The following is a 19,764-nucleotide window of genomic DNA, read 5'->3' as shown; positions in this document are numbered from 1 at the left end:
AAAAGCCTCCTATTGACTTTGTTTTTTTCTTGCCTTTTCAAGAGCTTTCTGTTTTCCGAAAAAAAGGGATACATACCCAGGAACAGATTGTATAAGAGCCTGCTCTTCTAGGTAGGCTCTCCATTCCTCTTGCTGTTGTTCGATACGATTAGACATCCGGTCAAGACGTTCTTCTAATCCAATTTGAAGAGAGATCATCTGCTCGTCCATTCCTGAAAAGTGCCCCTGGACTGAGACAGCAGCTTCTTGCATTATCTGAAAGTGCGTTTGATGGCTATCTTTTATTGCTGTTTTTAAATCCTCCAGTTCGTTCAGCAGATGAGCCTGATCGTCCTCGGCTTTCAGCTTAAGCTGCTTGCTGGCCTGAAGATTCTCCTCAGCCATTTGTAACATCAAGGTTTTCAGTTGCGCAGTAGTTTCCTGAAGAAGCATTTTTATCTTCTCCATCTTTTTATCGATCGCTTGATCCGTGGTCTTCAAGGTATAGAGTAACGTTTCTTCCAGCTCATCGATTTTAAGTTGCTTCGCTAGCTTGGCCTGTTTTAATACATCTTCCATCCCGCCTTGAACAGCCTGCTGAAGCTCCCCTAAAATCCGTTCTGTTTCCTCATCTACATATAATGTGATCGTATCATCGCTTAGTTTGCTCATCGTGTACAGTTCCTTTCTTTGTCCAAACTTTTAGCTACGGATTGTCAAGGAAATTTCCTTGAAAAATTGACCTGCCTCGTTCCTATTTTTTGCATGATCTAGCCGTGGGAACTGGGTGAAAAGTTGTCGAAGTGCATCCTGCTCTTCCCCTTTACCTGCTTGCCAAGCAAATTGATCAGCCGTGTGAAATAAAGCTGTGTAGAGTGGATTATCATGAATCACGATGCTGGAAGGGTTCTGAATGGATGCGAAGTCCATAAGCTGACGGTAGCTTTTATAGGCCATTGCAAGCCCAGCATCCTGGATATACTCTTGCATCGATTGAATCACGAAAACAAAAGGCATCGATTTTATAATAGTAAGAATCCATTGTCCTGCTAGTAACTTTTGAGTTACCCCTAATTGATGAATATCCAGCTGGATCAATGCAACACCTTGTCTCTGAATGTTCTCATCTACTTCCTGACTAATGGTCAAAAACGCATGTCTGATTGGAAGCTTGGTTTCTTTAAGGCGCACATGAACCGTTTCGTTATCGGTAAATTGAGGTCGAATCCCAAATATGTTGGTAAAAGCTTGTTCCATCCATTGCTGGTCCTTTCCAAAAAACCAGAGGTCATTTGCCACTTCAACCCCAGAATGGGACTTAAGATGGTTCCAGATGATCGCCTGCGCGTATATTCGTTTCTGTTCCGTTGCTAAAGCAATCAAGGATCTGGACATGGAAAATTGACGATAGCCCATGGTCATTGTATTGAGTGCTTGAACAGGATGCTCAACAAATGGGAGCTCGAAATTTAGCTCCGGCTCCTCCTCTTTCCTGTCTCGACGTCCATACCCCTTCTCTTCAATGAGTTCAAGATTGTGAATAAAGTCCTCTAGCACTTTTGCGTCCGTAGGCTTGTTCCTTCTCGCGGCAATGATCTCATCTCTTCTCATTGCTTCTTCTTTTATAACAAGGCAACCCTTTTCTTTTTGTTGCTGCCAGGTAATCCGGAAGGCTTCGAGAAGCTTGTCAAAGCGATTCAAATACACTTGGAATTCCTCGAGCGTCTTACGGATGTTAACGACTGAAATTTCTTCTTCTGTCGTAATCGTCTCATAATCACTTTCACTGAATATCCACCGCTTTAATTTTCGCAGGCCTAGAATTCCATTCGATTTTTTCTCTCTTCGAGTCGTGATCTTCGTTTTTGTTTCTTTATAGACTTTAAGAGTCTCGTCAGGAACAAGCTGAAGACGATGAGAACGAACATCTTCCAAAGCAAGATTTAATACGTGTAACAGCTTCTTTTCCTTGGAATCCCAAGTGTCCATTAACTGAAGCACATTTCTTTGAACTTGCAACGCGATATCCTTGAGACTTTTTCCAGCTAAATACACCTCATTCTCGTTTATACGTTCCGCATCTAACTTAATATATTGGTTTCTGATCTGCGTAAATTGATCCGAAAACTGTCTTCTTCCCTTTTGTATTTCCGCATCGAGATGAGTATTAACCTGTTCAGCTTCATCAAGGTAGACCTCGATCTGTTTTCTCGTTGCGTCCCAGCTTCCGATCACCTCAATGGTAATTTGTTTATCCTGATTGTAAGTAGCTAAGTCTGCCACAGCTCTCTCTTTTATTTCATTCAAATGCCTTAACAGCTGATGTAAGCGTCTCTGAGAACGCTGCCCTTCCATCTGCTCGCAAATCGAATGGATAGAGAGGAGGAGAGGCTCCAAACGGGATTTTTTCCAAGACTCCCCCCGCTTACTTCCTTTCGATTTCAAACCTTCTAAAGCAGAGATTTGAAATACAGGTGCGTTTCTCAGGCTCTTATTGGATGTTTCCTTCAATATCTTTTCGATTCGCTGACGTAGACGTTGCTCGACCTCTTGTGATGTTCGACGTTCACTCCCACCCGATGTAAACTCTGGGGTAACACAATCGATAAAATTTTGGGCGATGATAACAGGCTTATGTTCTAGGGCTATCTGGTTTAAAGCTTGCAAATTAGCTTGGTCACTGTTTGCTTTTGTAGTCGTAAGATATAGGACGAGATCAACTGTTGGTACCAACTGTCGTAATGCAATTTCTTCATGACCCTCTAGACCAAAAGCATCGAGGCCAGGAGAATCGACAATTTCGATGTTATTCCCTACTAGAAAGTCAGGAAACTCAAGGCAAATCTCGTCAACTTGTTCTTTATTACCTGGATTGTTTAATTCATCTGCATATTTAGCGATTATTTCTTTGTTTAACTGATGTTGATTAAAATGGATCGTGCTTCCATTTTTGCGAATAAGTGTACCTTTGCGCATTTTACTTTTCTTGCATGATACTAATACACCAGATGTTGGCCGTGCTTCTTGCGGCAAAATTTCCTCGCCGCAGAATGCGTTAATAAGAGTAGATTTCCCGGAACTGGTTACGCCAAGTACTCCTATGCGCCAACTAGATCTTGTCCAGTTCAAACTTCGCCTTTTAAGCCACTCTAAGTCGCCTTGAACATAAATTGCTGGTATTTGTGGATGAGTCAAAGCCCTCTCTAATTGTTGAAGTATCTCTAATTCCTTCATATGTCACTTCCTTAAAAAATGAAAACGGTTCGTTTCTTGAATTTCCGCCAAATAATAAAAACAGCCTCTGCAAAATGACAGAAGGCTGGGAACAAGCAATGCTGCAGTATAATCCCGACTGTCATGGCACGCTTATTTCACACTATTTTTAGTCCTTTTGGCTCATGTACATTTTTATTTAGATTACGACAAAAAGACTACAATGTCGACAGATTTCTTCCAATGTATGGTAGTAAATAGATTTACCCCAGGAATGAGTTGCCCGAAATTAACTAACGCAAAAGTTGGTGTAACTGTATCCCTCTCTTGTCTTTTTCACTTCCAGAATGGCCGGAATGGCTTGTTTCAGCTCTTGAACATGAGAGATGACACCGATCATACGTCCGGATTGCTGCAAATCGATCAAGGTATCGATGGCCTTGTGCAAAGACTCTTCATCGAGAGAGCCGAAACCCTCGTCAATAAACATGGTTTCCAACGAAATGCCACCTTCATAGGACTGAATAACATCTGCCATTCCAAGCGCTAAACATAGTGAAGCATTGAACTTTTCTCCACCAGACAATGTTTTCACATCCCGCAGCTGACCCGTGTAATGATCATAGACATCGAAACCGAGTCCGCTTTGTCTACCACGTTTTTCCATGCGGTCACTACGAACCAGATAAAATTGCCCGCACGAAATCTGCTGTAAGCGTTGGTTCGCGTTGAAAATAATTTTTTCCAGGAATTCAATTTGTAAATATCTTTCAAACGAGATCTTCTTGGTATTTTCTCCTCGAACGACATCATACAAATCCTTCACCAGCTGGTGCTCATGTTCGGCGTCCTGCCAAGTCTTCTCCGCTTCGAGAATATTGACCTTGCCTTCGGTTCCTTTCCCATAGTTAAGTTCCGCTTGCATGTTTTCATTCCGGATGATTTCTAGACGTTGTTCCAGCTCCAGCAAATGTTGCTGCAACATCACAACGTCTTGACGTTCTTTGCCAGCTAGTGCTTCTGATAATTCCTCAATTTGTTGCTCTATTGTTTTTGTAGCTGTATGATACGCTTCAATTTGTTGTTTCAATACAGATCGTGCATCATCTTTCATCTTTGCTGCTTTGTAGGCTTCTTCGGTCTCAAACCCTGCCTGTTTCAGCGCTTCAAAGTAACTTCGGTGCGCTTTTTCTTTCTTTGCTACTGCTTCGTTCTTTAAGTTATCCGCATTCGTACGGCTCGTAACCGCCTCAATGTTTCGTTTACTCGCTTCCTGGTATTGCATTTGTGCCTGTTTCCAGGCGGTATCCAATTTCTTCTTGTACTCTTCTGTGTCTCGGATTTGCTGTTCAAGCTTCTCAAGACTTCGCACCTCTTCTGGCAACGCTGCTAGCAATTGTTCATAAACTGCCTGCTCCGTTGCAAACGCAGTCTTCTTGTCATTGAATAAGGTGGAAGTATGTTCTTTCTGTTTGCGTTTCTCTTCTAATGTTTGATCCAACGTTTCAAGTGCTTGCTTGAGTGGAGTGAGCTTGGCATGATTCTCCTTCAACTCCTTCTCCTCATTCGCCAGAGCTTTTCCTTCTTTCACCAACTCTGCAAAGGTCTCTTGAATTCCTTCGATATTGAAACCCTGTTCAAGCACTTGCTGCTGTTTCTCCTGGATCTGGCCTAAAGTGGCATTGTACTTCGCTTTCGCTTCAAGGTGTTTTTTCTCTGCCACAGATTTATCTTTTCGCAACCGTTCTAGTTCTTCTTTCGTAGGGATTTCACCAATCATAGCAGCCTTTTTCGGGTGCTCTACACTGCCACAAACCGGACAAGTATCACCGTCATGAAGATGGCTCGCTAATAAACCAGCTTGACCTTCGATCCAGAGATCCTCTACTACAGAATAGGCTCGATTCGCTTGCTCGAATGTATCCGAAAATCCTCTTTCTTCTTCATGTTCTTCCGAAGATCTTTTTACGAGGTTCAGGTACTCTTGAATCATTGTTGCGTGTTGCCTCAGAAGATTTAGCCGCTCAGTCATTTCCGGAAGATGAGCAACTTTACCCTCCAATTCTTTTACCTGAACTAATTTTTCAGATCGTTGAGACTGTAAGGCTTCCAGTTCATTCTGTGCATCAGCTACTTGTTTTGTTAAGGCTTCTACTTCTGTTTCAAGCCGCAGTACCTTCTGCTGCTTTTCATCAATATCCTTTACTGTTGGCAAATATCCCTGAAGGCGTTCCAACTCACGCAAGGCTTGCTCTCTTAACTTTTCTTTGCCCTCTTCCTGCTTATAATTTGCTTCGGCCGTGCGGAAACTTGACACTGCTTGTTCGCATTCGATCAACGCATCTTCTAGAAGTTTGTTTTTGCGGATGAGTTCTTCCGTCATCTCCACGTGATGCCGCTCGTATACGTGCAGGTGAACAGCCTGCTCTGCAAGCGAAAGCTCCACCATTTTTTGTTGAATATCAAGCGCTTGCGAGGCAAGTTCTTGTCTTGCAGCAACCTTCTGATCCAAAAGGTTAAATTGGTCATTCACATGTTGAGCTTGATGATATGCCGCCGTTTTTTCTTGGTGTTTTACTGTCTCAGACTGCAGCAACTGCTTCTTTTCTACCATTTGCCCAACATAGTAATCGATCTCTTTATCTAGAGCTTCCACGACTTGATGCGTATTGTAATGCTGCTGCTGAAAGACGTTATACAGATCAGAACCTTCACGTCCAGCTAGGGAGCCCTTCACATTGCTGATATGATACTCCCGCATTTTGGCCAACTCAGCACAAATTTGCTGCATTACCTTTCGCTTCTCATTCAATTGGTCTACGACAACCTTATACAAATTGGTCTTGAAAATACGACGCAAAATCTCCTCCTTGTTTTCCGTTTCGGAGGTCAGCAGCTTGCGGAATTCCCCCTGCGGCAGCATGACGATTTGACCGAACTGATCCTTCGTGAGACCAATGATTTCACGAATCTTTTCGTCCACTTGCGACACGATAAAGCGGTCAGTTATGGGAATCTCTTCTCCACCCGTGATTTCAAATAACTCATATCTGTCGCCCGTCGCTCCTTTATTCCCTGCTTTCACATGAGCCAACTGCCGGAATACACGGTACGAACGACCTTTCAGCTCAAAAACAAAATCAACTGAAGTGTGCACCTGATCATCAGCAAAATGACTGCGAAGCATTTTACTGTCGTTTCGGTCCTCCCCGCTTGCATCTCCATATAATGCAAAGCAGATCGCATCAAAGATAGATGTTTTTCCAGCTCCCGTATTCCCCGATACGACAAACAAGCGATTGTCTTTCAGTTCAGAGAAATCAATTACTTCTTCATTCTTATACGGCCCGAACGCCGTCATCGTAAGCTTCAACGGTCTCATGGCGCTCACCTTCTTTCTTGAAGATCTCTTGCATCGTTTCAATAAACAGCTTCTCCGTTTCCGTCGAAAGCTCTGTTCCCTTCACTTCTTTATAAAACGCTTTGAACAGCGACAGTTCATCCATCTGGGCCCGTCCGTCTACGGCCAGCGTTTCTCCGAGTAGTCCTGCAACGGCCATTTTTCGTTCTACATGCATGGCATTTGGATAAACGGAACGAACCCTTTCCATTGGAGATAGCACCAGCGCCTCGTCCAGCAAGCGAACAAACACATAGTCCTCATTGATCGGATGCTTCTCAATATCTGCAATCAGGCCTTCTACCGTTCGCATGTCATGTTTCGGTGTAAGGTCTCTTTTCTCAATCGTTGCATTTCCGTTCCCATCCAGTTCGACGACAAGATAACCTTTGTTGTGATGTTCTTCCGAAATGGAATACTTGAGAGGCGAGCCAGCGTATCGAATCGTTTCATTTCCGACATGGTGTGCCTGGTGCAGGTGCCCAAGTGCCGTGTAATGAAATCCATCAAAATGCTTGGCACTCACATGCTCAGCTCCACCGATGGATAGCGGTCTCTCCGAGTCGCTGGTATTATCCTGCGCTTCACCACTCGGTGTCACGAAAGCGTGGCCGACGAACACATGACGGGCATTAGGATCCATGGATGCTTTGATTGTTTCGGTGATCTTGCTCATGGCATCATCATGCGTTTTGATCGTGTCATCTCCAAGTAAATAACGTACCTTGCCAGGTTCGGCATAAGGAATGAGATGAAAATGAACTTCTCCATGCTCATCGTGCAATACGACAGGCTCAAATGGATGAATCAGTTCACCAGCGATATGTAGCCCCGAAGCTTTCATAATGCTGCTGCCGAAATCCAGACGGCTCGGGCTATCGTGATTACCCGCGACTGCTACTACTGGAATTTTCAATTGAAGAACAATTGTCTCCAGCACACGGTCTAGCAATTGCACAGCTTCAGTCGGCGGAACGGCACGATCGTACAAATCTCCCGCAATAACGATGACATCTGGTTTCTCTGTTTCGACGTCCTTTATGAATTGTTCAAGGATATATTGCTGATCCTCAGTCATATAAACACCTTGTACCAATTTGCCTAGATGCCAGTCGGCTGTGTGGAATATTTTCATTTCATCACTCCGTCCTTTCTGTTCTTTTTCAGCGTAATTACCCTGTCACCGGTGTCTTCTGTTCTGTTAGTCCTATTTTGACAAAAGTTCTCTGACAACAGGTTGCCAGAGAACTTTTGTTCGCAATAAATATTTAAGTGTTTTATGATACTCCCAAAGCTTTATACACTGCATCAATAGGGTCAGAATAAAAGACAGGCTGAATCTTGATCAACAAATCAGCAGGAACCGTTTGAAAGTCCACCACCGAAGCGGCTGGTATCAGCACTTTTTTCGCCCCTGCGTCTACGCAAATCTGAAGCGTATTAGCGAATTCCTCGATTTTGGCAATCGTGCCACCAACAGTCATGTTTCCAAGCACAACTGTACTCTCCTGAACTGATCTTTCCATTGCACCTGAACATAATCCGACCAGCTCCGCAATCGCCAGCTCATGTGTTAACCCAATCCCCTGAAGATCGCTTATATGCATAAGATAGTCTTTTGTTTTTGTGCTGATGGATCCACTAATGCTTTTACTGTTCGATGTAAAGAAGCGAAAAGCTGTATCCAGACTTTCTTTTGCCCCTCTATGTGACCCAACCCCAGATTTCTCAAACTTCCCCGTCCCTGAGACAACTTGGTTTTCCAGCTTGTATACACCAATCATGCCTGAATCGCCATGACCTACTGTGTACACATGCCCTGGCTTACCAAGGCCTTCGGGAATTAGTTTACCGCCGCCCTGTTCAGGAACTGATACATATTCTTCATTCAATGTTTCTTTGTCGACATAGGAGAAATGGACATCGTAAAATTCCATGCCCCCGATTTTCTTAAGTTGCTCTTTTACCCGTCTTCTTCCTTCAAGAGCGTATTTCAGAATTTCCTCAATATCTTCTCTCGTATACTCACCATTTGGATACAGAAGCTTTACCAACCCTGACACTGTTTTGCGTACAGCTATTACGTCACGCTGATTCAAATTATTACCCAGTTTAAAATAACGATCAAGAGCATCTGCAAACGAGCGCTTCCTCATCTCTCTGAAGTATTCAGCCATGTAGTCCACAATGAAGCCATACTTATCTGTAAAGAAGTCTGGACGCATTTTCGGTACTTCCCAGCCTGGCAGGTAGTAGTGCATCCGATCAAAGAATGCCGAATCGTTCGCCATCGCTTCAGGGAATGGTGCAAACAAGTGGGAAGTCTTGATTAACGAATCGAGACTTTGATTGATATTACCTACGAAAACCATGGAAGCGGAAGCCGCCTTCTCCTCTCTGCCTCGTGCAAATGACCCTGAAGCCATGTAATCCTTCATGATCTGTACGCCATCTTTATCCTTAAACGTTATTCCAGCCACCTCGTCGAAAGCCACTGTGTCCCATAACCCCACAAGCCCGACTTTCTTCGTAGACATATTATAGAACAGATTGGCTACAGTCGATTGTCCGCCTGACACCAGGATAGAGTTAGGTGAGATCTCTTTATAGACATGGGACTTACCTGTTCCTCTTGGACCCAATTCACACATGTTATAGTTATTCTCGACAAGTGGTACGAGCCTGAGAAGAAGATGCCATTTTACTCTATCCTCAAGCTGTGTCGGTTCCATACCTGTCGAGCGAATGAGTACATCGATCCATTCCTCTTTCGTAAAGCTTCTTCTACCTTCGAATACCTCGTTAAGATCCATATTCGGCATTTGAATAGGCTTTAGGCTACTGATACTAAATGGATTACTGTTCTTTACCTCTTCATCGAAGAAGTAATCCATCTTGAGCATGCACCATATACCGCCTGCCAAAAGCTTGTCGTACTCTTTGACATAGTTTGGGGAAATAGGAACTCCTTTTAGACCCAAATTCGAGAACTCTGCCACATAGGAGTCTATTTTTTCATTGAGCGTTACAGTGATCTTATCGATAACGGAATATTGACCCAGTTCCCGAATTCTCGACTTGACCTTCTCTGCTTCATCAGGTCTCACAAAGTTCTCGGATAGGATCTTCTTTACACGTTCGATCCCTTCACGGATGTTATCCTCATCGTCTGTTGCTGCATACATCCCAAGCAGATATTCAAGAACATAAACTGGGACATTTGCTCCTTCTTTCATCAGCTTTGTCAGGTCTTTTCGAACGACTCTGCCCGAAAAAACATCATTCAGCTTGCTGTCTAAATCAAATGATTGTTCTCCATCTATTGGCTCCATCCGAATTCCTCCCCTCCTCTAAAAATCAAAATCGCTAACAATACCTAAATTAATTGTAAATGGAGTTTTCTCTACGATTACATTCGTTTCAACATCTTTCGTAATGAGGTAATAGTTACTGTTCTTGTCATATGGTATCGATTTCAATGCAAAACGAAGTTTGAATGTCCGCTCATCTGGCTTATCCGAAGTGCGGTCGCAAATCAGCATTTCTTCATTACTAATCACTCCATCCGCATCATCCAACATGTAGATTTTCACTGTCCGAGGAACTCTCTTGTCCTCCACCTTCTCAGTCTGGAAGAATGTAAGGGTGAACAGGCTGTTTGTTATTTTTCTCGTCGTGTTGGTAAGCTTTACATCTACCTTCTCGATTTCACGACTGTTCTTCTGTCCACTTCGAATATTTTTAAATTGAATGAGCGGTACAACAATCTCTTGAAGGCTGGCTCCACCGTGAACAAAGTTCGCTCCTGCTCCTTGAATTTTAAAACGGATTGTTGCTTTCGGAACGTATGTCGTGATCTGATGCTCATTCTTGATCAGGGTATCCATATTAATATCGAGAAGACCGCTTCGCTCCCTCTTTTCCTGTGAAAGTAGGTGTCGCCGCTTGATCTCAAAGGCTTGAACCCCTTCTTTCTCGATCTTATCACTCTCTTCCAATGCCTCACGTTGATAAACGAAGCCATGATCGGCAGTGATGAATATATTCGTACCGCTCAAATCATCTTTAATGATTTTAACTATATCGTATAGTTCATCGATTGCTCTTTCCACCGCTGAAAATGTATATATCTCGGTGGAAGCCTTATCTCCTGTCGCATCAATGCTATCGTGATAAATATAAATCAGCTTCTTACCTTTGAAAGTTTCTCTGCGGCCAGCCTTATTCATATTTTTCAGCTCTTGAAAGTGAACTACTGTGCTATCGGCTACTGTCACTTGCAAAATGCCGATTCTGTTGTCCATACCAGTTGAGGATTGCCCGTTAACCAACACTTTACCGTTTAGATCAATGTCCAAGCTCTTATACGGTAGAAGCGATGCCATTCCTAACTTCGTAACAGAAGGGACGACACCCAATAGCGGCTGAATGTCACAAGCTCCTGTCGTTTCTGAATTAAGTTTGTCCGCCAGCTCCGCCGCTATTTCATAACGCAGGGCATCAGAAATGATTACAAATACCCTGTCACCATTATAAATTTTAGGAGCAACAAAGCTTCTATAGAAATCCTTTTGGTTTTGGATACCTGGAAGTACCCAGCTTGATTTCATCTCATCTTGCACAGCGGCGGACCAGTGGGAATTTAATTCGCCCATGTACCAGTTGGTATACAGGTTTTCAACCATCACTTTGAGCTTTTTCAAAATTTCACTATTGGAATCATTATCATAAGCGACATAGAACTTCCTGTAGTACGTGTCCATTTGGTGATAATCATTGACATAAGCTCGATACATGTCCACAGCTTGTGCTTTCGGGATACCCAGGCTGTATCTTTTGTAGAACTCGAACATCTTAATTGTGTAGTACAGAGCTTCATAAATGTATTGATACCGCTCATAGTAATGCTTTGCTCGACGTAGGTTAATCAACTTCGTATACGATTCATAATCCTCCAGCCGTTCTTCCAGGCTGTTTGCGATATAGATAATGATGGCTTTATCGAAATATGGGAAGGTATCCGCCGTTTTGAATTCCTCTAAAGGAAACTTTCCCACAATATCCGATAACTTGATTTCTTTCTCTGCAATTTCAGCATACTGATCGAACACTTGGTAATCTGTTTTATGATGCATCCAGTGATCGATAAACACCAATGAATTTGATTTGTTTCGAGTGGCAATATAGTTCTTAATGAGTGAGAGATGTTCCTCATTAACCGCATGGCTTAATGCAGAGACACTCAAATGAATAAACAGCGTCTTGAGCGATTTGTGACTTTGCTCATAACCATACCACTCAGCCACCGCATTCCAAAACACTTCTGATCCCACAAACTTCGTGATCAAATCCAGATATTTGTTTTGGCTGTCATCGAGCGTATCCATCAGAACAACTTTCAAGACATCCTCAAAATCAGGGATTTTGAGATTGGACAAAGCACTCATCATGACCAACTCAATGGTTTCTTCTGTAAAAGTCGAAACCTCAAACGCCTTAAATTTCCGAAGACGTTCCTTACTGCCAAAGAATTTCTCGTATTTCTTTACAACACTTCGTAAAGAAGGGTCAATATTCAGCTCATTCATAATGAGTGATAACCTATCCGCATAGAAGGTCTTAGAGTAAAGAATCGTATCCAACAGCCAATTGCCTTCCATGTTCACATCCAAGTTAGAGTAGATCAAGTAATGTGAAGTTGGATCCTCTTCTTCGAGCAGAACCTTCGTATAGAAGCTGTTACCTTCAGTCAATATATGTACCTTGACGTTCTCTAAGGCAATTTCTTGTATGTATTCAGCAAACTCCTGGTCTTTATCGAACCAGAAGACAATTTTACGTTGTTCACCTTCATTAAGTGGTTGAAGAAAAGCATCTTGCAGTGCTTTTATAACTTCATCCATATTCACGATTTATCAACACCTTTTACATCAGGTTAAAAACAGGGATATACCAAGACTAACTGGCATATCCCCATTGTACCCAATTTATTTAATTGGAGCGAGTAAGCCTTCAAATTTAGCATAGTTTACAGCAACGCCATCATCCAGATCAAATTCAATCTGCATATCTGCCATGTGATGGAGCTGTTCATCGTATGCACGTAATTCTTCGATCTTCAGGTCAAGCGACTTCAGTTCTTTCTTAGCATTGCTGATTTCCTTAGCAGTTCCATCTCCATCAATAATATCGAGAAGGGATTTTCTTTCTGCATCCATTCGAATTTGAAGTTCATGTAGGTAATCTGTTCTGATTCTCGACAAAGTTGATTTGTCATAGCGATGCATGTAAATTAAGCAGTTAAATGCCTTCTGCTTTCCAGAAGTGAACAGCCAATATATCGGTTTCTTTTTGTATGTTTGTAAATGATCTTTGAAGAAGTCGTTAAGCAAGTATCTTCTTAATGTTTCTTTAGCTGTTTCTCCATCTTTCCTCCCAAGAGAATCCGCTAAATACTCAAGATTTTCGTCTAAAGTATCTTCGCCAAAGGTCACTTTAACAAATTCCATGAATTTGGAGACTATATCGTCTTCAAAATAAGCACCTGATAGAATTGGGAGAATGTTGTCTTTGTCCACAGCAAATGTTTTATATCTCTCTGGATAAAACTTGTTTCCCGCAAAGATAAGTCCTTCTTCATCTATTGAGTACCTTCCAAACATACAACCAACGGCATAAGAGATAAATGATTTAATATCTCTTTCACGATCAGATTTACTGATCGTAATCTCCTTTTCCGAAACATTTGGTGTTATTTCATCATGGAGACCATATAAATCAATAAGCATTTCATTAATTTTCTCTTCATTCTTTCTTACTCTTTGGAATTGTTCTTCCGAATAGTTACTCCAATTATTAAACGCTTGCTCTATTGTATTTGTGTTTAATCTAAATTCTAATATAGGATGTTTAGCAAAATCCCACGATGTTTCAAGTATGTCCCAATCTTTTTTTGAAATCACATAGTTCTCATTAGAGCTATTATCTATTTCAGATCTTACGTTCTCAGTTGGAAACTTAACAGGAAGTTTTGCTACTTCTCCAGATTGAAAGTTTAATGTAGGATTGATTTCGCCTAATAGATAACTGAACACTTTTGAATTTAATAACGCTAAAAAAAATAATCTATCATTTTCTTTTGTAAATAAGCAACATCCACCGTTATCAAAAATAAACCCTTTACCGAATAACCTTATACTAAATTTAGAGGTTGTAACTGTAGACCAAGTTAACCCTGGTTTCATAAAGTAATCATAATTAGCTATAACAGCAGTAGGTATGTTTCTAATTTCTTCAGCATCATTCTTCCAGTCCACCAAATATTCATTATTTCCATACCATTTCCGATAGCCACCGCCTTTGTTGTATGGGAACCATCTTTTAACAGTCGTTTCTTCTTTGATTATTTTTTCCTTATCGAAATTTATTTTGTGGTTGTCTACTTCATACCAAAATCTTAAAAATCTATTATTGTCTGACGTAGAGTTTCCTTTCCTTGGAGCGGCAATATCACCGAGTTGAATCTCATTTCTAAATATCTCTCTTACTTTTTCTGTAACCCAATATGCAATTGGTAATCCAGATATTTTTAGATAATCATCCATAATTGAGGAATATCTATAGGCTACATTACTGTTTATAACAGCTTTTAAAGTTTTAGCTTCTTTCTCTTGTGAATCTTTAAAATCTACTAATCTAATATATTCTCCTTTTAATCTACTTGTATAAGAGTTTCTCATCACAAAAGCAGTTGATTGTACAACTTCACCATTAATTTCTTCAAATGCGTTAGCACCTAAATGTAGCATTGAATAAATATTATTATTCTTAATTATCTTTTTTCGCAAACCTTCGAAGCTTGATATAAACATCCATGAATGTTGGTTAATCATTGCTATAAACCCATTCGACTTCACACAATGACTAATCTCCATGAAAGAAGCACCAATATCCGTTTTCGAATCTGGATACTCCTTTTTCACATAATTTGCCAAGTCCTCATTCATGTACTTCGTCCCCATGTACGGGGGATTAGTAACTAAAACATCAAACTCACTGGTTAATATTTTAGTTTGTTTAATTAATTTTGGAAAAACCTCTATTAGTCTTTGTTTTAGATTGTATTCAAAAATATCATTTGGTTGTTTATTAAGAATGTGATCAAGTCTTTTTTCAAAGAAATCACAATCTATTTCTTCTAATTTTATTAGTGAACCTAAGGTTTTTGCATTTCTAAAAGATTCAACGAATTTTTTTGTTAGATTATATTTGACACCTTGCTTATCGCCTGCAAAATATGCGATATCGTCATCTTTCAAATTATTTGTCTCTTGGATGGAAGTTAAATTAAGGGTTAACCCTTCTTTCTGGATACTTCTAAAAAATCTATTGTTATATTGCATTGCTTTCATAACAACTGTAAAACAAGCAAGTTGGTATGCTCGATCATCAACATCTAATCCAAACAGGTTATTCTCAATGATTAATCTTGGAATTTCCCGTTCCATATAACCACATCTAATGTATATCTCAAAAAGCACGTCAAACATATAAGCGAGCATATGTCCGCTTCCCATTGCAGGATCAAAACATTTAATATCCTCTACTTTTAATTCATTATTAAAATATGGAGTAAGAGTCTTTTTGGTATCCTCATCTCTGTCTCCTATTTCGATGTAGAATTTCCAATTATCTATCAGATCACGATTCTCTGGATGTGATTCTATCCAATATCGACCTAACGAATTTTCTACAAGATATTTAACAATCCATCCTGGAGTAAATAACTGTGTTGCAAAAGGAATCTCATGTGCTTTATATTTTTTCTTTGCCTTAAAAACCCTATCTTTTTCATCAGAGATATAAAATTGATATAACCATCCAATAATCTCAACATTTTCCCAATCTGATTCTCGAATGCTCCTGCCATCAGTCATTTCACGAATAAAGGAATCCTTTGCCAATAACCCTTCTGGAAATAATATCTCTTTATAATCATCAATTGTCTCAAACATAAACGGGAGATATTGATTCAAATTGTTACATTGTTTGATAATTAAATACTTGAACAGATCTTCTGTTTTATTATTTATTTTAAGCTCATACACTCGATCTTTATCAATGTCCAAGTCAACCGACAACGCTTCTTTTATTATATCAGGCTCAAGATTATCAGCATTGCTGGAAGATAACACTCTGACTTTTGATGGAAGATAGTTATTGACCTCCATGAAACGCAATGCGGTAAAACGGTTAAACCATGTGTAAGAAACCTCTTCTATTACACGACCGAAACCAATATCATTTATTCTTTGAATGAGCTTGTCTCTTTGCTTCTTTTCAATTGAAGATAGCTGTTTGCCATCAATATAGATCGCATCTGAGCTTTCAATTTGAGCTTTCTTGATGCTTTCTTCGGTAATTCCTATTCTAAATGCCCTTGCTTTAACCTTATCAATTAACTCTTTACGAGCAATGGTCGCAAAGTTTTTCAATGCTGATTTATTCATGCGTGTTGTCCACCAACCCATATTGGAATGTGATTAATACAATGGCCAGAGTGCCGCGGCTAATACCGCGGCACAGACCAGCCCATTAATCAATAAATTCAATTTGCTTATTGCTCTTAATAATCTTCTTCAGCTCAGCCGAAAGAGTATTAAGTAGGCGATCCACATCTTCTTCTGTACGCAAAGTCTTGGTGACGAGTAAGCTATTCACTTTCACCCGCTCTTTCTGAGAAGCTGTTTTCACCGCTACGTAAGGCTCTTTTCCGTCAACCACCACTTCTGGCTTCTTGCTTTCTTGTTTTTCATAAAATGCTTGAATTTCACGATTAAGTGCGATTCCCTGCTTATCTTTAAAATCGTTGCTTTGTGTTATTGTTGCATCCACCTTGAATATATCGGTAAGCCCATTCATAACGCTATATAAGTTGTCATAGTAAACTTGAATACGATTTTTTGTCTCTTCAGATACACCCTCTTCACTGGCACGTAGCGTGAGATAATCCAAATCCAATTGAATAACACTTTTCGCCGATATTTTCTTCTCTTCAAGCACACCCTGAATCTGCTCATCAATTTTATTCACAAGCTCAGGGATCTCCTTGATTCTTCTATAAGGTTCGACTTCCGTTAGAATCTCTTGTAATTTTTCAGCATAACCTTTAATTTCGTTGCTCGATAAATAAATATCGTTCTCCTTGTATTTCTCTATTGCTCGAAGTCCTTTATCAAAGATATCTTTTTGGGAGGCGAAAAAGCTCTTCACATACGTAACATCTTCTTCCCAGTCTAACAGATTATCTTCCAGATCCCGAAGCTTGGTAAAGAACGATACATTATCTAATCCCTTCGTAAACTCACCGAAATATTCAAGACCTTTGTCCAAGAGACTGCCGCCAGGATATTTTCTGCCTTCGTAGCGGCTTTTGAGTCCATTAATCTCTTTAACCTGATCTTCAATGAATCCTCGAATATCTTTAATTAGCCCATCCTCATCGTCTGCCACATCTGTTCTATTAAATACTTGCTTACAGATGTTTTTGGCAATTCTAAGTAAAGATTCATCAACTTTAACCCGTTTTACAACAATGGTTTTTTCAACTTCACTCGCCTTAGTCAATGCATTAACGGTGTTACCGTCTTCTGGCTCCAAATATTCCGAGTTGAGTCGAAGTCGGATTCGTTGTTCTCTCATTAATTCCGCAATCAGCCCCGCTATATCGAGATCCTTCCAACCATAAGGCTTGTGCTTGAAGCGGTCTAATAACACTTTGACACGTACTTGCTTCTGGATACTATCCTGCAAACTGATAAAATCCATGACTTCTTTAATAGCCAGTTCGTTTGCATTCGTATGTGTTCCATCTATGGACATTTGTTCGGTATTCCTTCTTAGAGTCGATATCAAGTCCTTCTCCGAATCCAGGAATGTCTTCACATAACCAAGCTTCGTATATACATTCTCGACCAACGACTGAAATCCAGCGTTAATCCGCTCTTTAACCAACGTACCTTTGATCTCAGCCTTATTACCGTTAATGTAGAATACGCCACCCTTGATGGCTTCTTCCAGCATATCCTTTACTCTTCGTCTGCGATCCCTTGCCTCTGCTTGTTTATTGTTCAAGATGTTCTGAATGCTCTCTGGAAGCTGTGTCGGATTCTTCTTCTTCCGATACTCTTCAATTTTGAGCACTTCTTCCATCTCTTCCACGTAAGCTTCATTTGCACCCAGCTTTAGAATCATCTCCCCTGTACCAGAAGACATAAGCATAAGCTCTTGTTCAGATTTGGCATAATGATCTGATAGCGGCGAAAGGATATTAATTCCGATGCTGGATGTTTGATTACCAATATTTTTCTCATCCATCTTCTGGTTGTACGGGAATTGGTACTGTGCCGAGTAGCGGTATCTTTTGTCATCGTACAAGTCTTGAAAAATATAGGTGGCAAGCTCACGCTTGATAACATCCTCTTCGATTTTCATACCTTTGATCTCACGATTGATATCCTGTTCGTCATCCGTCAGGAATAAGTAGAACTCACCGTTTTTCTGAATGAGTGTCTGGGAGATCAGTTTTCGAAGTGCAACCTTGATTTTCTCCTTCAATGCCAACTTATCTTCATCGATCTGTGTGACCATGAGCGTGGCAATATTATCGATATTAGCAGGAAGCTCTTTAATATACTTAATCATAAACAGCACTTTAAGTAGATCTATGTTAAATTCATCGTCACGTAATGCTGGATTCTCATATGCCCCCTCAATAACCCTTGCAATAGATGGCGTTAAGAACTCTTTGATTGTGTCGTAGAATGCGTAAAAAGGAATTAATGTGCCTTCCTCTGCATTTTTAAATCGTAAGCCAGCCTCTTTGAATGCAGAGAGCATCGAGCGTTCACCTTCAGACAAATGTTTACCAGAGCTTCCGTGTTTTCGTACTTGCTCGAACACATTCTGAAGAAGTTTGAACTGATAAGGAAGAAACGGATATACATCCGCAAATTCTCTATCGTCTTCATACCCTCTTAAATCTGCTGTGCTGTCCTTAAAGCTTATTAGATTCTTGAGCGTTGCACTCTTCTCATGGTGAAGAAGCTTCAGTTTGTCAGACGCATGCTCCTTCTTTTCGAGGATCCGTTTCTTAATAACCTCGTCTACTGAGATGGAAGATAGGGACAGTCTCGTGTCGAATCGTCCCTGAATACGTGAGAAGTCATCCCCCTTTACCTTCACAATACTGTCGATGCTTTCCTGCGAAGTGACCATGATCCACACTTTACCTGAACAATGCGTTCCGAGATCCTCCGCCAATGTTTGGAGGTTGAGCATCAACTGTCGACTATCTCCTATGTATTGCCCAATCTCATCGACCAGGAAAATAAGGTGGAAGTTGTTCCCTTTCTGGGTAATGTAGTCTTTCACGTCCTTCGAAAACTTCTCGATACTGATTTCAAAGTTATTGACACCATTCTCAAACCAGTTTCTAGCTGTTTCTTCCGACATAGAAGTTACCTTCGTTAAAGCTCCAATGACATAATCTGCATCAAAATAGAAGGTATTTCTACGATCAGCCCATTCTTCGCCTGCTGCCGCTTTAAACTCACGCTTAAAGTCCTCATACACGCCTTCTTTGGTCAGATACTTCTCCATTTCCGCCACACCAGGAATATCGCCGTAAAAACCCTGATGTTCATAGAATACTTTAGTAAAAACTCGAAGAATGGCGTCTTCTTTGGACTTGCTATCCAATGAGCTTTTCGAATCAATATTGAACAGGATAACTTCGGTTTCTACGTTAGCGGTTCTCTTCATATTGGCAAGAACGATTGGATCTTGGATTTTATCGGCGAAAAAATCGATTGCCCTCTTGTCTTTGGCTTTCTTATTTTCAAGCAAATAGGCAAGGATCTTCAAAAAGTGTGATTTACCCGAACCAAAGAAGCCCGATATCCAAACGCCCATTTTATCAGTATTTCCGTCAATTCCGTGCTGATAGTTCTCGTAAAACTTGGATAAGTGCTTATTAAGCTCTCGTGTTACGACATATTCATCGAGTTCCTGATAAGTATTCTCTTCGTCAGTCTGTCCGACCTTAATGACGCCCTTAATTGGTCTTTCTATACCTTTTACAAACATATCTTTGATTAGCACAAGTCTTCCCC

At 40.7% G+C, this 19,764-nt stretch carries 8 protein-coding genes; all 8 read right to left on the bottom strand.

Features of this window, described 5'->3' with window-relative positions; genetic code table 11:
* Nucleotides 1-9: 9 nt before the first annotated feature.
* On the bottom strand, nucleotides 10-651 hold the full coding sequence (locus tag AB1L17_RS09215; RefSeq protein WP_412844299.1) for a hypothetical protein: 642 nt from the start codon (nucleotides 649-651) through the stop codon (nucleotides 10-12).
* Nucleotides 652-681: 30 nt separating this feature from the next.
* Nucleotides 682-3,213 carry a dynamin family protein gene (locus AB1L17_RS09210; protein WP_412844298.1) on the bottom strand — a complete coding sequence of 844 codons (2,532 nt, stop codon included), beginning with the start codon at nucleotides 3,211-3,213 and terminating at the stop codon, nucleotides 682-684.
* A gap of 268 nt (nucleotides 3,214-3,481) precedes the next feature.
* The gene (locus AB1L17_RS09205) at nucleotides 3,482-6,574 is read right to left on the bottom strand and encodes an AAA family ATPase (RefSeq protein ID WP_412844297.1); all 3,093 of its coding nucleotides are present in this window, start codon (nucleotides 6,572-6,574) and stop codon (nucleotides 3,482-3,484) included.
* Complete coding sequence (locus AB1L17_RS09200; RefSeq protein ID WP_412844296.1) at nucleotides 6,531-7,727, bottom strand: exonuclease SbcCD subunit D; 1,197 nt, start codon at nucleotides 7,725-7,727, stop codon at nucleotides 6,531-6,533. Before AB1L17_RS09200 ends, AB1L17_RS09205 begins: the two co-directional genes overlap by 44 nt.
* A gap of 142 nt (nucleotides 7,728-7,869) precedes the next feature.
* Nucleotides 7,870-9,924, bottom strand: coding sequence for a protease Lon-related BREX system protein BrxL (brxL, locus tag AB1L17_RS09195; protein ID WP_412844295.1), 2,055 nt, complete (start codon nucleotides 9,922-9,924; stop codon nucleotides 7,870-7,872).
* An 18-nt stretch (nucleotides 9,925-9,942) separates the two neighbouring features.
* A complete protein-coding gene (pglZ, locus tag AB1L17_RS09190) occupies nucleotides 9,943-12,495 on the bottom strand; it encodes a BREX-1 system phosphatase PglZ type A (RefSeq protein ID WP_412844314.1) in 2,553 nt (850 codons plus the stop codon).
* 84 nt (nucleotides 12,496-12,579) lie between these two features.
* Nucleotides 12,580-16,101, bottom strand: coding sequence for a BREX-1 system adenine-specific DNA-methyltransferase PglX (gene pglX, locus AB1L17_RS09185; RefSeq protein ID WP_412844294.1), 3,522 nt, complete (start codon nucleotides 16,099-16,101; stop codon nucleotides 12,580-12,582).
* An 85-nt stretch (nucleotides 16,102-16,186) separates the two neighbouring features.
* Nucleotides 16,187-19,753, bottom strand: coding sequence for a BREX system P-loop protein BrxC (gene brxC, locus AB1L17_RS09180; RefSeq protein ID WP_412844293.1), 3,567 nt, complete (start codon nucleotides 19,751-19,753; stop codon nucleotides 16,187-16,189).
* Nucleotides 19,754-19,764 lie beyond the last annotated feature (11 nt).

Source organism: Brevibacillus jepli (assembly GCF_047229145.1).
In the GTDB taxonomy this organism is placed as follows: domain Bacteria; phylum Bacillota; class Bacilli; order Brevibacillales; family Brevibacillaceae; genus Brevibacillus.
Note: the sequence above shows the minus strand (reverse complement) of the source record. Positions and strands in the feature narration are given on the sequence as shown.

Bases quoted from the DNA above. Each gene is read 5' to 3' on its own strand.
- AB1L17_RS09215 (WP_412844299.1), bottom strand. From the start codon at position 651: ATGAGCAAACTAAGCGATGATACGATCACATTATATGTAGATGAGGAA.
- AB1L17_RS09210 (WP_412844298.1), bottom strand. From the start codon at position 3,213: ATGAAGGAATTAGAGATACTTCAACAATTAGAGAGGGCTTTGACTCAT.
- AB1L17_RS09205 (WP_412844297.1), bottom strand. From the start codon at position 6,574: ATGAGACCGTTGAAGCTTACGATGACGGCGTTCGGGCCGTATAAGAAT.
- AB1L17_RS09200 (WP_412844296.1), bottom strand. From the start codon at position 7,727: ATGAAAATATTCCACACAGCCGACTGGCATCTAGGCAAATTGGTACAA.
- brxL (WP_412844295.1), bottom strand. From the start codon at position 9,924: ATGGAGCCAATAGATGGAGAACAATCATTTGATTTAGACAGCAAGCTG.
- pglZ (WP_412844314.1), bottom strand. From the start codon at position 12,495: ATGGATGAAGTTATAAAAGCACTGCAAGATGCTTTTCTTCAACCACTT.
- pglX (WP_412844294.1), bottom strand. From the start codon at position 16,101: ATGAATAAATCAGCATTGAAAAACTTTGCGACCATTGCTCGTAAAGAG.